Consider the following 17,136-nt stretch of genomic DNA (forward strand, 5'->3'; position numbering starts at 1 on the left):
AGCCCCACCTCGTGGTCAGCTACGCACTCTGAATCGTGAAGAGCCAATAAACCTCCTTTGTCTTTCGGTTCACCTGAGTTTTCCGCCCACATTCGGTACAGACATAACGAACTCCCGGAGGTGGCCCTACGTTGGGTGTGTTCCTGGTCATCTACTTCTCTCCCTTGTTAAGCATCCCTAATCTCATGCGCTGTTAAAGCAATCCGAGCCAATGGCCTCAATGATGCCATTGAGCGCACAGGGATCCTGGAGCGCCGGCGTGAAGAGATCGAGTCGGCGAAGCAGCGCAGTCTCTATAAGGAAACGCGGGAGCTAAACCTAGGGCTCACACGAGTTCACTTAAGTCATTCCCGCCAGATGAATCCCTGCCGGCTACGACCGCCAGGTGCTCCCCTTCAAAGAAGAACGCCTCGGTCGCTGCGAAGTTCGCTTTGGGTGCCCCGGCCCGCTCAAAGAGCTCGTCTCGCAGGGCGGTCGGTCCCCATCGTTTATCTGGCTCTAACCCCCAGCGCAGAGGCTCCCGGGGATGAGGATCCCACGTGAAAGCCCATCGGGCCGGGTCCCCCTCGAGCCACGCCTGCACGATAGCGACGCTGTCCTTATTCACCCTGGTCGAAGGGTCAAAGGTGATTCGGGCACCCTCCGGAATCAGGTTCTTTTCTGCAATCCTGACCACTGCGGGTGTTTGTCGTGAACGCTGCTCCTTCGCCACAGAAACCCGGGGAGATTGAGCGCGCAGCCGGATCCTCTCCATGTCCTCCACTGGGAAGATGCGGTTAAAACTGACCATCACATCAGACTCGTTATTTCCCGAAGAGAGGTCGAACAGTTCGTACTGGTGGCATTCAATCGTCACGTCCGGGGCAACCTCACTCAGCCACTGAACTGTTGTCAATACCGGTGAGGGGAAATCCGGGGCAACCAGGACGATCCTGGGCAAGGCGAAGACTAGCTCTTCTTCCCCATCGTTCTCGGCCTCGACGAAGCCCTTCAATTTCTCCTTGGCTTGGGCGTCAATCATTTTCTCCACCGGCTGGATACGCTTGTTATACCAGGCAGCGTGCACTTGGGCGAGGAGATCGAGTGTAAAGCTGGACACCAGCGCAGCGTAAGTCAACGCCTGCAGATGAACAGTCTTATCCTTGACCCGCTTGAGCTCGATAACGACCAGCTCGCCGGAGGTCGACAAACCGAGAATATCGAGGCGTTCCAACGACGCCCCCACTGCTGAGGCCCATCGGTCGAACTGGGTCGTAACGACCATCATTGCGGGATCGATAACTTCGGGATGCTCGATGATCCACTCTTCCAAGTCGGAGGCTTCTCCGAATTTTTGTTCCTCCATGCTCGTTCGCTCACATACGGCTGAAGATTTACCTTGAACTCGGAGAAGATTCGCCATGTCTCCACACTATGCTTTGGAAAAGGTTGCGTGGAGGAGCCAGGGCAGCCCTCCACGCAAATACATCTCCCAACTGGGAACCTCTTCCAGCGCTAACATCCCTTTCATGTAAATGAACTGTTTCTAGAGGAGAACAACGCTTCCTTTTTGGAGGAGCTGAGCGAAGAGCCTGCCAGCGATATAAGACCGGGCCAGTTCCTGCTGAACGACTAGGACACTCCCGGTGTTCAATCGCGTTTCACGAGACGCTGAGAAGCTACGTCGTAGGTGTAGTTGACAATGTCTCCTGTGGTGATGAGATCAATTGCTTGGTTGATGACAGGAAGCGGCACGCTGAACCACTCGGAAGGTTCGTAGGTACGGCCATCCTTGCCCACCTGGCTCACCTGGAGCCGCGCTTCGGCAAACACGCGGTGCAGGAGGTGCTCCAACGCGGAGGCTTTGAGGTTATAGGTGCGGTAGCTCGCGATGATTTCCACCGGGGCCATGAGGTAGGTAGGTGCATGTTTTGCACCGGCAATACGCTTCTCGACGGGGCCACGGGAGAATCCCACCTTGTACAGATTGGGTACGTTCGTGATCTGTGGGTCATCACTAAGGGAGCGCAGTACGTAGACATAGCCGGTTGCGGTGTCCTCGGCGAGAATAGAATCAGAAGTTGCGGGCACGATAATTCGACCGTCACTTTGTCCGTCACTCATCCTGTTTCCTAGCGACTGTCGATACATAGATGATTCAGTACCATTTTCGAAGATCACCCGCAGCCGTTCTCGAAGATTTTCGCGTGTAGTGGTTTTCTTATATTCAGGGTCACCGACTTCCGCGACAAACAACATAACGCCGTTGAGAACGAAGAACGCGCCCTCAACGATATGTTGCCTACCAGGGAAAGGCATAAGTTTCGCAGCCCCATTAGCAAGTTCCTGATGTTTAGCCTTAAACAGAGGCTCAAAGACCTCGAAATCCATGGCTTTCTTCCGCTGCGCACTATCAAACTTCTCAGTAGGACTCTTGCGGGCGGGAAGATCAGAGACATCGAGAATACCGGTCTCATCACCCAAGAGATCGAAGTCATCACCATCGAGCAAATCATCAATCGATGCCGGCGGTTCTAGCTCATCGAGGAGCCCGAACTCATCGAGGTGCTTGAGTGCTGCGATCTTCTCTTCGTTGGCGAGAATCCCGTCGAGTCTGGCTCCGAGCTTGCGTTCGGCGATTTCCCGGGTCGTTGAGCTTGGGATCCTCCCGTGCTCGCGATGAAACTCAACCACCTCGAGAAATGCTCGTTCAAGCCGGTCGCTTGAGGTAACTTTCTTCGGCTTCTCCGGAGCGTCAAGTAATCCGTCGACATCGGAGTCGAGTAGGCGCTGGAGTGCGTCCTCAACGGAGGATTCGTGTGATCCGGTGTCTACTGTCTGCTTCTCAGAATCTGTCATGACAATTCTCCTGCTTGTGCTGCCTGTTTCTTCTCGGCCAGACGTTGTTGCTTGAGGCGCTGGAGGAACACCAACACCTCGGCGTAGCGCTTCTCTGTCAGGTCCTCGGAGCGACGATCAGGCTTTCGACCATTAACTTTGAACCACTGCTGAATCTTCGGGAAGAGCGCCAGAGCCTCCTCCTCGGAAATCTCCACGCGGGTCGCGGCGATTGAGTCAGAGATAATCCGCAGTACCGATGGCGTCACCGACTTCGACATGACCTCAAATGCCCGCTGGAAAGGATTCACGGAGTCAATGAGATTGATATTGATGTCGTCGATGTTGACGAACTTCTCGGCCATCTTCACGAACCGCTTATCGCCGACTTCGCGGACCTCACCGTTCTTGATGACGGAGTCGACGATGACCTGCTGGCGCAGCTCTTCTACCTGGCCATCGTCCAAGTCGGGGTAGCGTTCGCGGATGATCTTCGGGATCAGCACTTTGTTCGTCATCTGAGGGTCCAGGTTCCCTGCGGCGGCCCGGGCAAAGGCGTCATCCTGGAGGATGTTGGCTTTTAGATCATTGAGATCGGTTTCGACGATCTGTTTTACCCGTTGGGTCGAGGGTTCTTTGAACCCGTGAATCTTGATCGTGCCAGGCTCCGGGACGTCGTCGTTGCCGCGTTTGGTCTTGAAGTTGAAGTTCTGGGCAAGCACCTGCTCCATCAGTAGCGACGCGGTGATGGCTTTGAGCATGTTGTTCACCGAGAGCTTTACCTCGCCCTGTGTGGCGTCGGGCTCGGCGATGAGGTTCGTGAACTGGGCGTGGGGTTTTCCGGGGCTGTCTCGGGTGACCCGGCCGATGATCTGGATGATCTCGGTCAGCGAGGCCCGGTATCCGACGGTCAGGGCGTGCTCGGCGAAGGGCCAGTCGAAGCCTTCCTTAGCCATGCCAAGGGCAATGATGATGTCCGCAGCATCGCGATCTTTAGATGCGACTGTCGCGAGGTAGTGGAGCGTGTCCGCCCGCTTTTTCTGGTCAGCGTCGTCGACGAGATCAGCGACACGCAGCACCTGACCATTATCTTTGCGGCGGATGCGGATGATCCCGGTATCGGGCTCAGTGTCAATAACATCACCGATAGTGTCGATGATGAACCCGACCTCTTCGATCTTGTCCTTCGTCGACTCACCCGAGTTCACGTTCGGTATGTGTAGGATCGTCTTCTTGTCCAGGTCCAGGACCTCGTCGATCGCCTCCGTATAGCGGCCCTGATAGAAGTGGTGACCAATGCCGAGCGACTTGAGATGTGCATACCCGTTGAGCTGGTCGTAGTAGTTGAACGCTACCGGCGTGAACTGCGCTTCGTCCTCAGGGGACAGCACGGGCACCGAGTCACCCCGGAAGTAGGAGCCGGTCATGGCGACGATGTGCACGTCCGAGCCCGCCATCACGTCGCGCAGCAGCGCCCCGAGACGACTGGACTCGGTGTCTGCCGAGACATGGTGGAACTCGTCGATGGCCAGCACCGTCCCGTTGAAGGCGTCGGGAGCGAGCCGCTCGAAGGCGAAGCGCAGCGTTGCGTGCGTACAAACCAGTGTCGCGTCAGGACCATTGAGAAAGTCGAGGAACTTGTCGACTTTGCCCGCCGAGGAACCTGGGGTGGTGAGGTTGTGCTCGGGTTTGATCTCCCAATCCGCGAAGAACCCGTGCGAGGTCAACTTCGTTGAGGAGAACGATGCGCCGATTGAGCGTTCCGGGACTGCGACGATGACCTTCTTCCGTCCCTGGTTATAGAGCTTGTCGAGCGCGACGAACATCAGCGCCCGGGACTTGCCCGAAGCTGGCGGGGCCTTGATAAGTAGGTGCTGAGCATCCCTCTTGGCGAAGACCCGCTGCTGCATCTCTCGCATTCCGAGCTCATCGGTATGTACTGAGGCACCCGTCTGCGCATAGGTAACATCAACAATGTTCGCGCTCTTCGTCATTTTCTACCCCTCTTTACAGGCTTTTTCGCCTCTTCTTCAGTAACCATTTTCTCGTACATGGCGAAAAGGTCCGACAGACGTTCCTCGTCCGTTTCATACTTGCGTTTCGAGTAGAGCGAATCCACCAGTAGGTCTACCTCCGCGTGCGCTGCCCGGAGGTCATTGGGCATCTTTTCGGGGTCGTAGAGCTCGGCGGGCGTTTTCTCGCAGTGGTACTCACGTACATCCAGTACCCGGAGCGCGACGACCGTCAGCTGCTCCTTCACCCTGTTCGAGAGCGGCGGGACGGGGAAGTTGTTATAGACAATCGTATTGGAATAGCGGTAGTCAGTCTTCAACTTGCCGCCGACGGATCTTAACCAAACCATATGAGATTTTGAGGTTAGTAAGGCAAACACCCACGGCTTGACATCATATGCAGCGTTTGCGGAGTTGGAGATCACAACATTCTTATCGAGATAGCCAATGGGGATGTATTCGCGACGCTCAGACGAAGTCGCGGGAACAATCACGGATTCAGTGTCCTGATGTGCCCAAAAGTAGAAGTGGTTCGGAGTTGCGGCTTTGGCGTTCGTTGATTTTTCTGTGCTCTTCTCCCGGTGAGCGCGGATTCCATCGAGCCGTCGCTTGATTGCGGGAATCTTAGAAGCTTCGCTGACGGCGTCGTCCGGGATAACCAGGCACCACCGGGTTTTACCCTTAATGAACTCGTCAGAGCCACTAAACCCTCGAAGGTAAGGACGCAGTTGTGGTGCTGTAGCGAGAAGATCATCTTTCTCTGAGTCGGTTAGGATCAAATTCCCACCGTCATTCGGCATGGATCCGAATCCGAGCTTAGGTAATTCAGATAAGGGGGCGCTACGTCGACTGATCCAGATGTCAGGACCATCAGCGAGATACGGATTAATACGCTTGGCGTCAAGTCGGATTTCATCCGTAAAGATATATTTCGGATCGGACGATATGTTGCGGATCCCAAGCACAACACAGGTGACCCCCGCAGATTTCTTGGCATGATTGGACCATTTGAACGACGTGTAAGCGAATCCGATTTCAAGGTCTTGAGCTAACACTTGCGGCCAGAGAAGCCCCACTTGCTCGCCTTGTGTGATTGAGTTCGTAGTGACGAACGAGAGTTTTGCTGCCGTATCACGAATGTAGCCAGATCCCTTGATTAGCCAAGCGGATACATAATCAAGACTCTTGTACTTCGATGTAACTGCTGCAAGATCCTGTTTTTGTTCGGCAGATTGATTACGGCTCCCCAGGTATGGAGGATTGCCAAGAACATAGATCTCATCTATACGGTTGTTTGGACATACGGAATCCCAATCAATGGTGATTGAGTTACCTGGTTGGATTCGACCGGTCTCCTTGAGCGGAATCAAAGGGATAGAGACACCGAACTTTTCCTTGAACTCGGCGTTCATTTGGTGCTTGGCAATCCACATCGACAGGATCGCTATTTCCACTGCGAAATCGTCAATCTCGATGCCGTAGAAGTTCTCGATGTTGATCTTCGACTCAGCGAAAAGGACTTGGTGTTTGGGGGTTAGTTCGGCGAGTCGTTCCAGGATTGCGTGCTCGAGGCGGCGTAGTTCTTTGTATGCGATGACGAGGAAGTTTCCTGACCCACAGGCCGGATCAAAAATCTTAATCTCACTGATCCGGTCGAGCAGGGGCTCAAGCTTCTTCACGTTGTCGAACCCGGCGTCGAATTCCTCCTTGAGTTCATCGAGAAATAACGGCTCAATTGTCTTGAGAATATTCGGCACTGACGTATAGTGCTGCCCGAGATCCGACCGCTTCCCCGGTGTGACGATCGCTTGGAACATGGACCCGAAAATGTCCGGGTTGATCTCCTGCCACATCAACGTGCCCAGCTCTATGAGCAGGTCGCGGGCGCGCTTCGTGAACTTCGGGACGACGTCCTTCTCGCGCACTGTGAACAAGCGGCCGTTCACATAGGGGAAGGCCGCGAGACGCGCGGGTTTATCCTGTGGGTCAGCGGTATCGAGAGCTGTGAACACATCGCTAAGGAAATCATCGACATCCGATCCATCAGCTTGCGTGTGTGAGCCAACGGCGTTAGTGAACTGGTTATCGGTGAAAATGCCCGTGTCTTCGGCAAAGAAGCAAAACAGCAGTCTTGTGAAGAACACATTGAGCGCCTGCCGGCCGTATGGGAGATCCAGCAAGTCAGGGTTTGTTTTGAGCAACTCGTCGAAGAGCTTGCCCATGCGCTCGGCCGCCTTGACGTCGGCGTGTGCCTCGGCGACATAATATGCCTTCTCCATCCCGGCCCAGGGCAGGAAGAAGGTGAAGTGCTTATCGATGTCCCGGATCGGGATCATCAAGTTCTCGCTCGTCTTCATGTCGACGGCGAGGAGCTCCGAGTAGTCCGTGGCGATGACGAACCGGGGGTTGTAACGCACGACGTGGGGCGAGGTCCGTAACTCCTCCACGTCGCGGAGCGGATCCCCCGTGGTCTCTCGGAAGTAAACGACGTTCTTCTGTGCGACCTCGTGATCAGGATCGGCTGCGACGTTGAGCGATCCCTTGCGGAGTCGCGTTACGTTGCCCTTCGGTTTCCCGTAAGCCAGGAGCAAGTCGAAGATAAAACCGCGATCGTAGGATTCATGCCCTCCGAGCGGTGCTACACGGTCTTCTACCGCTCGCAAATTGAGTCTAGCCACACCCAAGCTCCTTATTTATCATTAAATTTCTTTGCTCCAAGCTTATCGGAGTGCCAGCACCGCCCTCTTAACGACTGTTGGTAAAGGGTGACGGACCCCACGTGGCTGCGTTGAACAATAAAGGTCGATATAAAAGGCGAGATAATCTAAACTCCTCCAAAGTGACTGGAGACAGCCTGAAACCAGAACTTGCGCCCGAAACTCCCCCAAAGCACATTTCATGGCCCCCGGGTGCCGAAAACAGACAAAACCGGAGGTCACATACTCTTTCGAGTTTGTGACCTCCGGCTGCCGCAGTTCGAGAACTGCACGTTGTGCCCGGGGGGGGACTTGAACCCCCACGTTCTTGCGAACACTGGCACCTGAAGCCAGCGCGTCTGCCAATTCCGCCACCCGGGCGGGTGGTGCTACAGCTGTACGGCGTGTGCCGTCCTGCTGTGCGGACTTAATTAAGATAACAGGGGGTGGACGGAAAGGACAAATCCGCAGCACATCTCATATTTCCATGGCCGACAGGCGGACGGAAACACCCGTAGACAAGGTGGAAACCCCACCAAAACCGATGTTTCGGACCGCTTGGTCGGTTTTCCTGCCTACGTTTCCCACCCATCCGGACCCTATAATGGTGCACATCATGCGCGCGGGGGTGGTCCTCCGCGCCATATTGCTGGTTTGCCGTCTGTTGGAAAGGAGGCCGCGTGTCATGTCCCTCATGGCCCGTTTTGCCAGGCTCGACAGTGCTCTGCAGCGCGGTCTCGATAACGGATTCGCGCTGATCTTCGGCGGGAAGGTTGTTCCCGCCGAGATCGAGGAGTTGCTGAAACAGGAGGCGGAGGACAACCTCGTTGATGAAGACGGGGTGGTCACCGCCCCGAACATCTATCTGGTCGGTGTGTCCTCGAAGGATCTGGAGAACCTCTCGCAGGCGAACCCGGATCTGCCGCGCGCCTTCGCCGACCAGATGACCCGCTACTGCCGTAACCGCAGCTGGCACGTGACCGGCCCGGTGCTCGTCCGCATCGCGGAGGAGTCCGGTCTGCACACGGGCCAGCTGCGGGTGTCCTCCTACCGGGATGACGCACCGTCGGATGACAGCGGTTTCGATGCCATCAGTACTGACCAGCCCGCACCTCAGGAGGAGAACATGACCGAGCACGATGCCCCCACCGAAGTGACCGAGGCACCGACACAGCCGGTGGTCACCCTGCTGCTGCAGGACGGGTCAAGCCGGACCTTCCTGGTGAAGGACGGGTCCAACATCATCGGTCGTTCCAACGACGCCGATTTCCGGCTGCCCGACACGGGTGTGTCCCGGCAGCACGCGGAGATCACGTGGGACGGGCAGGACGCCGTGCTGGCGGACCTGCAGTCGACGAACGGCACCACTGTCAATGACACCCCGGTGGACAACTGGCTGCTCGCCGACGGTGATGTCATCACGATCGGCCATTCGCATATTGAGGTCCGGATCGTGGATCCGACCCGTGCATCGGCCAGGAGGTAGCAGTGGATTCGATTGTCCTGCAGATCTTCAGGATCGGCCTGCTGCTGCTCCTGTGGTTCTTCATCTTCATGGCGGTGCGCGCCATGTACCGGGACGTCAAACTCGCCGGTGGTGTGCAGACCAGCGCGCCGGCGGCTCCGCGCCGGACGGTGGTCCCGGGGCGTCGAGAAGCGGCGAAGCAGCTGGCTGTGGTGGAGGGCCCCCTGAAGGGCTCGCACATGGCCGTGGGCACACTGGAGGAGGTGGTGATGGGTCGTTCCCCCGACAGCGATTTCCAGTTGGGTGATGACTTCGCCTCGGCACGCCACGCGCGGTTGTTCCGGCGGGGTTCCGACTGGTTCGTGGAGGACCTGGATTCCCGTAACGGCACCTTCGTCAACGGCGCACGTATTGATCAGCCCGAACAGGTGGGCGTTGGCTCCGACATCAAGGTCGGCCGGACGACAGTGAGGTTGGTTCCGTGAGTCTGAGACTGAATTATGCGGCGCTCTCCGACCGCGGCCTGGTCCGCGGCAACAACGAGGACTCCGCCTATGCGGGCCCCAACATGCTGATCATCGCCGACGGCATGGGTGGCCACGCAGCCGGTGAGATCGCCAGCCAGATGATGGTCACCCATCTCGAGCGCCTCGACGCCGACCCCGACGACAACGACATGCTCGCCCTGCTGGGCAGCGTGGCCGATGACGCAAACCGGGAGATCGCCGAGGCGATCCACCAGCAGCCGGAGCACGACGGCATGGGCACCACCCTGACCGCCCTGATGTTCAACGGCCGTGGCTTCGGCCTGATCCACGTCGGTGATTCCCGCGGTTACCGGTTGCGCGACGGTGAACTCAGCCAGATCACCGTCGACGACACCTTCGTGCAGTCGCTCGTCGACGAGGGCCGCCTCGACCCGGAGGATGTGTCCTCCCACCCGCAGAAGTCCCTGATCCTCAAGGCCTACACAGGCCGGCCGGTGCAGCCGACGCTGGCGAACATCGACGCCCGCCCCGGCGACCGCATCCTGCTGTGCAGCGACGGACTCTCCGACCCGGTGACGGCCTCCACCATCGCCCAGACGCTGGTGGAGGGCACACCCACCGTCGCCGCACAACGGCTCATCGAGCTGGCGCTGCGTTCCGGCGGCCCGGACAACATCACCGTCGTCGTCGCCGACGTCGTGGAGACCGACCGGCTGGACGAGGCCGCCCTGGCCGAACTCCCCGCCACGCCAGTCACCGTGGGCGCCCTGATGGGGGAGCCGGAGGAGCAGTCCCATCCGGACACCGCCGCCGGCCGCGCGGCACTGCTGTCGCGCCAACCGAAGACCATCACCCCCGAGGGGGAAGTGAAAGCGGTGCCCTCCGGGGCACAGGAGGTGACTGCCGGCACGGCGGATGATGCCGCCCCCCGGGGCGGATTTCGTCTCCCTGCACTGATCGTCACCCTGCTGGTGCTCATCGCCCTGGTCGGCGGTGGCTGGTGGGTGTACTCTGCCGTCAACAACTCCTATTTCATCACCACGAACGAGGAGGACCGTCTGGTCATCGAGAGTGGAGTCAACTTCTCCGTCTTCGGCCGTGACCTGCACTCCCCCTACCAGGAGACCTGCCTCAACGAGGCAGGTGCACTCCGCCTGGTCGACGTGGGCAGCACCGAGACCTGCTCACCGTTCACCCTGCAGGCCCTGCCCGAATCAGCCCGCAACTCCGTCGCGGGACTGGCCACGGGCTCCTACGACGAGGTCACCCAGCAGCTGCGCCGCCTGGCTGACCAGGCCCTGCCCGTGTGCATCGACCGGGAGAACCCGCCGGAAGGCGAGGATCCTGCAACCACCGGCGGGGATCTCTCCCGCCCGGGCATCAACTGCCGGGAGGTGTCCTAGATGTCCCGCTTCCTCTCCCGCCGCACTGAGCTGAGTCTGCTCATCCTCGCGGCGATCGTCCTCACCATGATGCTGGCCGGCCTGGAGCTGAGCCAGGGCAACGTCCTGAGCACCGACATGCTGTGGCTCATCGGCGGCTTCATCGTGGTCTTCGCCGTCGCGCACATCGGGCTGCTCATCTTCGCCCCGCAGGCGGACCAGCTCATGCTGCCCATCGCCGCCCTGCTCAACGGCATCGGCCTGGTGACCATCCACCGCCTCGACCTGGCCACCGGCACCTCGATGGCCAGCCGGCAGGTGATGTGGACGCTGGTGGGCATCGTGCTGCTCATCGGCGTGCTGGTGACCATCCGGGACCACAAGGTCCTGACCAAGTACTCCTACCTCCTGGGAGTGGTGGGCCTGGTGCTGCTGGCCCTGCCCCTGGTGTGGCCGACGTCCATCAACGCCGACGCCCGCATCTGGATCTCCATCGGCCCGTTCTCCGTGCAGCCCGGTGAGTTCTCCAAGATCCTGCTGCTGCTCTTCTTCGCGCAGCTGCTGGTGACCAAGCGTGCCCTGTTCACCGTCGCCGGCTACCGCTTCCTGGGCATCGACTTCCCGCGTCTGCGGGACCTCGCGCCGATCCTGGCGGTGTGGGCCATCGCGATCCTCATCATGGCCGTCTCCAACGACTTCGGCCCGGCGCTGCTGCTGTTCACCACCGTCCTGGGCATGATGTACCTGGCCACCGGCCGGGGTTCCTGGCTTCTCATCGGCCTGGCGCTGGTCGCCGCCGGCGGCGCCGCCGTGTACCAGGTCTCGGACAAGATCCAGGAGCGCGTGACCAACTTCCTCGATCCCGTGGCCAACTACGACTCCACCGGATACCAGCTCTCCCAGGCCCTGTTCGGCATGTCCTGGGGCGGGGTCACCGGCACCGGCATCGGCCAGGGCAACCCGGAGATCGTGCCCGTCGCCCACTCCGACTTCATCCTCGCCGCCGTCGGTGAGGAGCTCGGCCTGATCGGCCTGGCCGCCGTCCTCGTTCTCTTCGCACTGCTGGTGGCCCGCGGATTCCGAGCCTCCCTGCAGGTGCGCGACTCCTACGGCAAGCTCGTCGCCGGCGGCCTGTCGCTGACCATCGCCATCCAGGTCTTCGTGGTCACCGCCGGCATCTCCGCGCTCATGCCGATGACCGGCCTGACCACCCCCTTCATGTCGGCCGGCGGTTCCTCGCTCATGGCCAACTACATCCTGTTGGGCCTGCTGTTGCGGATCTCCCATTCCGCCCGCCGCCCGGCAGAGCAGGCCCCGGGCATCGAACTGCCCTCCGGCACCGGTCTGTTCCCCTCCCAGCCTGAACCGGGAGTCACGCGATGAATCGTTCCATCCGTTTCGTCTCCATCTTCGCCCTCCTCCTCACCCTGGTCCTGCTGGTCAACCTCACCATCATCCACGCCTTCCGCGAGGAGGAGTACGCCAGCAACCCGCTCAACCAGCGTGGTTTCTACGAGCTCAAGTCCACCCCGCGCGGGCAGATCTCGGCCGGCGGCATGGTGCTGGCCTCCTCCGCCGCCGATGAGGAAGGCCTCTACCAGCGTTCCTACCCCTCCGAGAACCCTGCCGCCTTCGGCTCGGTGACCGGTTTCCTCTCCGACCGCTACGGTGCCTCCGGACTGGAGTCCTCCTACAACGGGGTGCTCAACGGCACCGACTCCTCGCTGTTCGCCTCCCGCTGGATGGACGTGCTCACCGGCCGGGACACCGCCGGCGCGAACCTGGAGCTCACCATCGACCCGCGGATGCAGGAGGTCGCCCACCAGCAGCTGACGGCCAACAACTACGAGGGTGCGGTCGTCGCCATGCGCCCCTCCAGCGGCGCGGTCCTGGCCCTGGCCTCCTCCCCCGGTTTCGACCCGAACCCGCTGGTCAACCCGTCCACCGCTGATGCCACCTGGGAGGCCCTGAACTCGGATCCCGGTAACCCCCTGATCAACCACGCCAGCCAGGAGACACTGCCGCCGGGGTCGATCTTCAAGATCATCACCACCGCCGCGGGCCTGAACAACGGCTACTCCGCCGGCTCATCGCTGACCGGCGCGCCGTCGATCACCCTGCCGGGCACGAACACGTCCCTAACCAACTACGCGGGCCAGGCCTGCGCCGGCGGCGGATCCGTCACCCTGGAGACCGCCTTCGAGCTGTCCTGCAACACCGCCTTCGTGGAGATGGCCATCGACGTCGGCACCGACGAGATGCGTTCGGCCGCCGAGGCCTTCGGCATCGGCGAGGACTACGACCTCGGCCTGCCCACCTCCCCGGGCAGCCTCGGTGACATCCCGGATGCCGCCGCCCTCGGCCAGACCTCCATCGGCCAGCGCGACGTGACCATGTCGGCGCTGCAGGCCGCGGTGATGGCCGCGACCGTCGCCAATGACGGGCGCCGGATGGAGCCCTACGTCGTTGACCGGATCACCGGCAGTGATCTGGAGGAGCTGCGCAGCTCTGAGCCGAACGAGATCACCCAGGCCATCTCCCCGGAGGTCGCCGGCCAGCTCGAGCAGCTCATGCTCGCCTCCGAGCGCAACACCTCCGGCGGGCGGGCGGGTATCGCCTCCAAGACGGGTACCGCCGAGCACGGCGCCGACGGCACCCCGCCGCACACCTGGTACGTGGCCTACCTGCCCGACCAGGATGTGGCCGTGGCCGTGGTGGTCAAGGACGGCGGCGGTTACGGCCGCGGCGCCACCGGCGGCCAGGTGGCCTCGCCGGTCGGGCGCGCTGTTCTCGACGCCGCGGGGGGTGCATGATGAGTGACACGGCAGGCCGCGAGCGGCTCCAGGAACTGGTCGGCGAGGACTATGTCCTGCAGTGGATCATCGGCCACGGCGGCATGTCCACCGTGTGGCTGGCCGATGACGTCCGCAACGACCGGGAGGTGGCGGTCAAGGTCCTGCGCCCGGAGTTCTCCGACAACCGCGAATTTCTCGACCGATTCCGCAACGAGGCGGAGACCGCCGAACTGATCGACTCCGACAACGTCGTGCGCACCTACGACTACCGCGAGGTCCCTGACCCGGCAGGCCACACCTTCTGCTTCATCGTCATGGAGTATATCCGCGGTGAATCACTGGCCGACATGCTCGCCCGCGAGGAGACCCTCGATGAGGAACTGGCCCTCGACGTCCTCGAGCAGTCCGCCCACGGACTGTCCGTCATCCACCGCATGGACCTGGTCCACCGCGACATCAAGCCCGGCAACCTCATGATCACCCAGAACGGGCAGGTCAAGATCACGGACTTCGGCATCGCCAAGGCCGCCGCCGCGGTGCCGCTCACGCGCACCGGCATGGTCGTGGGCACCGCCCAGTACGTCTCCCCGGAGCAGGCCCAGGGCCGGGAGGTCACCGCCACCAGCGACATCTACTCGCTCGGCGTCGTCGGTTACGAGATGCTCGCCGGCCGCCGCCCCTTCACCGGTGACTCCTCCGTCTCTGTGGCACTGGCCCACATCAGCCAGGCCCCGCCGGCCTTGTCCACGACCGTCAGCGCCCAGACCCGGGAGCTCATCGGTATCGCCCTGCGCAAGGACCCCGGCCAGCGCTTCGCCGACGGCAACGAGATGGCCCTGGCCGTCTCCGCAGTGCGTCTGGGCCAGCGCCCGCCGCAGCCGAAGTCCGCGGCGATGACCCGGCAGGCGCCCGAGCCCACGCCCACCGAGTCGACCCGCATGCTGGGGGCCACCGCCCACCCGACGACCCTGCGCCCCGCGACGGCAGCCCCGGGCACAGGCGCAGCCGCCGCCCCGCAGACCATCCCGCCGCACCCCGCTGTCCGTTCCACCCCGACCCGCGGGACCGGTGCCGGTGCCGGAACCGGGGGCGGGGGCGGGGGTTTCCGCACCGGGCTCGTCATCGCCCTGCTCATCGCCGCTCTGGGTGGCGGCGCGGCCTTCCTCGCCTGGCAGGCCGGCCTCTTCGGCGGGGATGAGGGGACCGACCCGGATCCGACGACCACGGCGACCACCACCCAGGAGGTCGTCACCGAGTGGGTGACCCCCACCGTGCCTGCTCCTGTCCCGCAGCCGGCGCCCCGCCCGCAGCCGACGGTCACCGAGGGGGTCCCACCCACCACAGTGGCCCCGACCCCGACCTCCTCGCCCGGACCGACCGGCACAGCGACGCCCACGCCGACCGCAACTCCGACGCCCACACCGACGGTCGCACCGACCCCGACGCCCACGCCCGCAGTTCCCACGCCGACCCAGGCACCACCCACGACAGCCGACGCATCCCCGGCCGAGGACGATGAGTCCGCAGGCAGCCCGGCGTTCCTGACCAACGGAGAAACGTAGTGACCCTGCTCAGCAACCGCTACCAGCTCGCCGAGGTCATCGGTTCCGGCGGCATGTCCGAGGTGTACGCCGCCCAGGACACCCTCATCGGCCGTGACGTGGCCGTGAAGATGCTCCGCCCCGAACTCGCCCGCGACATCAGCTTCCGGGAGCGTTTCCGCCGGGAAGCGCAGAACTCCGGTCGACTGAACCACCCGGCGATCGTCGCCGTCTACGACACGGGTGAGACGGACATGGACGGCACCGACGTGCCCTACATCGTCATGGAACGCGTCCACGGCCGCACCCTGCGCGACATCATCCGGGAGGAGGGACCCCTCGAGCCGGCCCGGGCGGCGGAGATCCTCATCCCCGTCTCCGAGGCGCTGCAGGTCAGCCACGACGCGGGCATCATCCACCGCGACGTCAAGCCCGCGAACATCATGATCACCAACACCGGTGAGGTGAAGGTGATGGACTTCGGCATCGCCCGCGCGCTCGACGACTCCACCTCCGCGATGACGCAGACCTCCGCGGTCATCGGCACCGCCCAGTACCTTTCCCCGGAGCAGGCGCGGGGCAAGGCCGCCGACGGCCGTTCCGATGTCTACGCCCTGGGCTGTGTCCTCTACGAACTGCTGACCAGCCGACCGCCCTTCGAGGGGGAGACCCCCTTCGCCGTCGCCTACCAGCATGTCCAGGAGGAGCCGGACGCCCCCTCCTCACTGATCAGCACGCCCCTCTCCCCCACCGCAGCAGTCAACGTCGACGCCGTGGTGCTCACCGCCATGGCCAAACACCCCGCCGACCGCTACCAGTCGGCCGCAGCCATGGGCGATGACCTGCGCAAACTGGCCCGCAACGCGGTCACTGACGCCGCCCGCCACCACATCACCACCGTGGAACCGGCCGAGGAATCCGAGGACACCCCCACCACCCTGACCGCCGCTGTGCCCGCACGCCGGGAGAGGGCGGCACAGAGAAGCAACCGCTGGATGGTGTGGCTCGCCGCGCTGCTCACGCTCATCGCCGTGGGTGTGGGTGGCGCGTTTGTGTGGGATATGCAGCGCAACGGCGGTGCCGGCACGTTATCGCAGACCGTCGCGGTCCCGGATGTCACCGGCCTGCCCCGCCAGGAGGCGGTCACCCGGCTCGAGGAGCTGGAACTGCGTGTCGACATCAACGAGGAACCCTCCCCCGACGTCACCCGCGGTGAGGTCATCCGCACCAACCCCACCGCCGGTTCCCAGCTGCAGAGGGGCACCACCGTCACGCTGACCGTGTCCAGCGGCCTCGAGATAACCGATGTGCCCGACCTCATCGGCTTGACCCCGCAGGAGGCCGCCGACGCCCTGACCGAGGCGGATCTCCTGCTCGAGCAGCACGTCGAGGAGGAGGTCTCCGAGACTGTCCCCACCGGGCAGATCACGGACCAGAACCCACCTGCCGGCTCACAGATCTCCAAGGGCTCGCGGGTGACCATCACCGTCTCCACCGGCCCCGCCCTCATCCGCGTACCCGCGCTGACCGGCATGCAGATCGGCCAGGCCGAGGCCACCCTCAGCAGCCTGGGACTGACCTCCCGGGTGAGCATGGTCGACTCCGCGGAACCCGAGGGCAGCGTCGTCTCCGTCAGCGACGAAGGCACCGAGGTCCCCCGCGGTACCACCATCACCCTGCAGGTCTCCGCCGGCCTGGCACTGACCATGCCCGACATCACCAGACTTGATGAGTCCAAGGCCCTGGACTACCTGCGTGAGCAGGGCTGGACCGGCCGCCTGATCACCGGGGATCCCGTGGCCACGGGCGCGCTTCTCGACACCGGCCTCATCGCCGTCTCCGAGCCCGCCGAAGGCACCCGCATCCGCAGTAACCAGGACATCACCGTCCGCTACTGGGAGTTCGATGTCGGTGTCCTCGTCCCCGGCGCATAGTCCTCA

The 17,136-nt window shown here is 62.1% G+C and carries 11 protein-coding genes and 1 tRNA gene; 7 read left to right on the plus strand and 5 right to left on the minus strand.

Translation table 11 applies throughout. The features are described from left to right. Positions 1-325: 325 nt before the first annotated feature. The 5 genes from EAH68_RS10425 to EAH68_RS10445 all read right to left on the minus strand — a co-directional run bounded on the left by EAH68_RS10425 (position 326) and on the right by EAH68_RS10445 (position 7,906). Positions 326-1,402 carry a PDDEXK family nuclease gene (locus EAH68_RS10425; protein ID WP_126121281.1) on the minus strand — a complete coding sequence of 359 codons (1,077 nt, stop codon included), beginning with the start codon at positions 1,400-1,402 and terminating at the stop codon, positions 326-328. 227 nt (positions 1,403-1,629) lie between these two features. After that, complete coding sequence (locus tag EAH68_RS10430) at positions 1,630-2,838, minus strand: GIY-YIG nuclease family protein (protein ID WP_126121282.1); 1,209 nt, start codon at positions 2,836-2,838, stop codon at positions 1,630-1,632. Then, positions 2,835-4,811 carry a DEAD/DEAH box helicase gene (locus tag EAH68_RS10435; protein WP_126121283.1) on the minus strand — a complete coding sequence of 659 codons (1,977 nt, stop codon included), beginning with the start codon at positions 4,809-4,811 and terminating at the stop codon, positions 2,835-2,837. Before EAH68_RS10435 ends, EAH68_RS10430 begins: the two co-directional genes overlap by 4 nt. Next, entirely contained in the window at positions 4,808-7,507 is a 2,700-nt protein-coding gene (locus tag EAH68_RS10440) for a class I SAM-dependent DNA methyltransferase (RefSeq protein ID WP_126121284.1), read from the minus strand. The genes EAH68_RS10435 and EAH68_RS10440 overlap by 4 nt, the downstream gene beginning before the upstream one ends. 315 nt (positions 7,508-7,822) lie before the next feature. Then, positions 7,823-7,906: transfer RNA gene (locus tag EAH68_RS10445), tRNA-Leu, on the minus strand. A 304-nt stretch (positions 7,907-8,210) separates the two neighbouring features. Here EAH68_RS10445 and EAH68_RS10450 point away from each other — a divergent pair. The 7 genes from EAH68_RS10450 to pknB are packed head-to-tail and all read left to right on the plus strand — an operon-like array spanning position 8,211 to position 17,130. Then, a complete protein-coding gene (locus tag EAH68_RS10450) occupies positions 8,211-9,011 on the plus strand; it encodes an FHA domain-containing protein (protein WP_126121285.1) in 801 nt (266 codons plus the stop codon). A 2-nt stretch (positions 9,012-9,013) separates the two neighbouring features. Further along, entirely contained in the window at positions 9,014-9,475 is a 462-nt protein-coding gene (locus tag EAH68_RS10455; RefSeq protein ID WP_126121286.1) for an FHA domain-containing protein FhaB/FipA, read from the plus strand. Further along, positions 9,472-10,881 carry a PP2C family protein-serine/threonine phosphatase gene (locus EAH68_RS10460; RefSeq protein WP_126121287.1) on the plus strand — a complete coding sequence of 470 codons (1,410 nt, stop codon included), beginning with the start codon at positions 9,472-9,474 and terminating at the stop codon, positions 10,879-10,881. Before EAH68_RS10455 ends, EAH68_RS10460 begins: the two co-directional genes overlap by 4 nt. Further along, the gene (locus EAH68_RS10465) at positions 10,882-12,243 is read left to right on the plus strand and encodes an FtsW/RodA/SpoVE family cell cycle protein (RefSeq protein ID WP_126121288.1); all 1,362 of its coding nucleotides are present in this window, start codon (positions 10,882-10,884) and stop codon (positions 12,241-12,243) included. It begins immediately after the preceding gene. After that, complete coding sequence (locus EAH68_RS10470; protein WP_126121289.1) at positions 12,240-13,673, plus strand: penicillin-binding transpeptidase domain-containing protein; 1,434 nt, start codon at positions 12,240-12,242, stop codon at positions 13,671-13,673. The genes EAH68_RS10465 and EAH68_RS10470 overlap by 4 nt, the downstream gene beginning before the upstream one ends. Beyond that, positions 13,673-15,217 carry a serine/threonine-protein kinase gene (locus EAH68_RS10475; RefSeq protein ID WP_126121290.1) on the plus strand — a complete coding sequence of 515 codons (1,545 nt, stop codon included), beginning with the start codon at positions 13,673-13,675 and terminating at the stop codon, positions 15,215-15,217. Before EAH68_RS10470 ends, EAH68_RS10475 begins: the two co-directional genes overlap by 1 nt. Further along, positions 15,217-17,130 carry a Stk1 family PASTA domain-containing Ser/Thr kinase gene (pknB, locus tag EAH68_RS10480; protein ID WP_126121291.1) on the plus strand — a complete coding sequence of 638 codons (1,914 nt, stop codon included), beginning with the start codon at positions 15,217-15,219 and terminating at the stop codon, positions 17,128-17,130. Before EAH68_RS10475 ends, pknB begins: the two co-directional genes overlap by 1 nt. The last annotated feature ends 6 nt before the right edge of the window (positions 17,131-17,136 follow it).

The sequence above is a fragment of the Corynebacterium hylobatis genome (assembly GCF_003955685.1).
GTDB classification, from domain to species: Bacteria; Actinomycetota; Actinomycetes; order Mycobacteriales; family Mycobacteriaceae; genus Corynebacterium; species Corynebacterium hylobatis.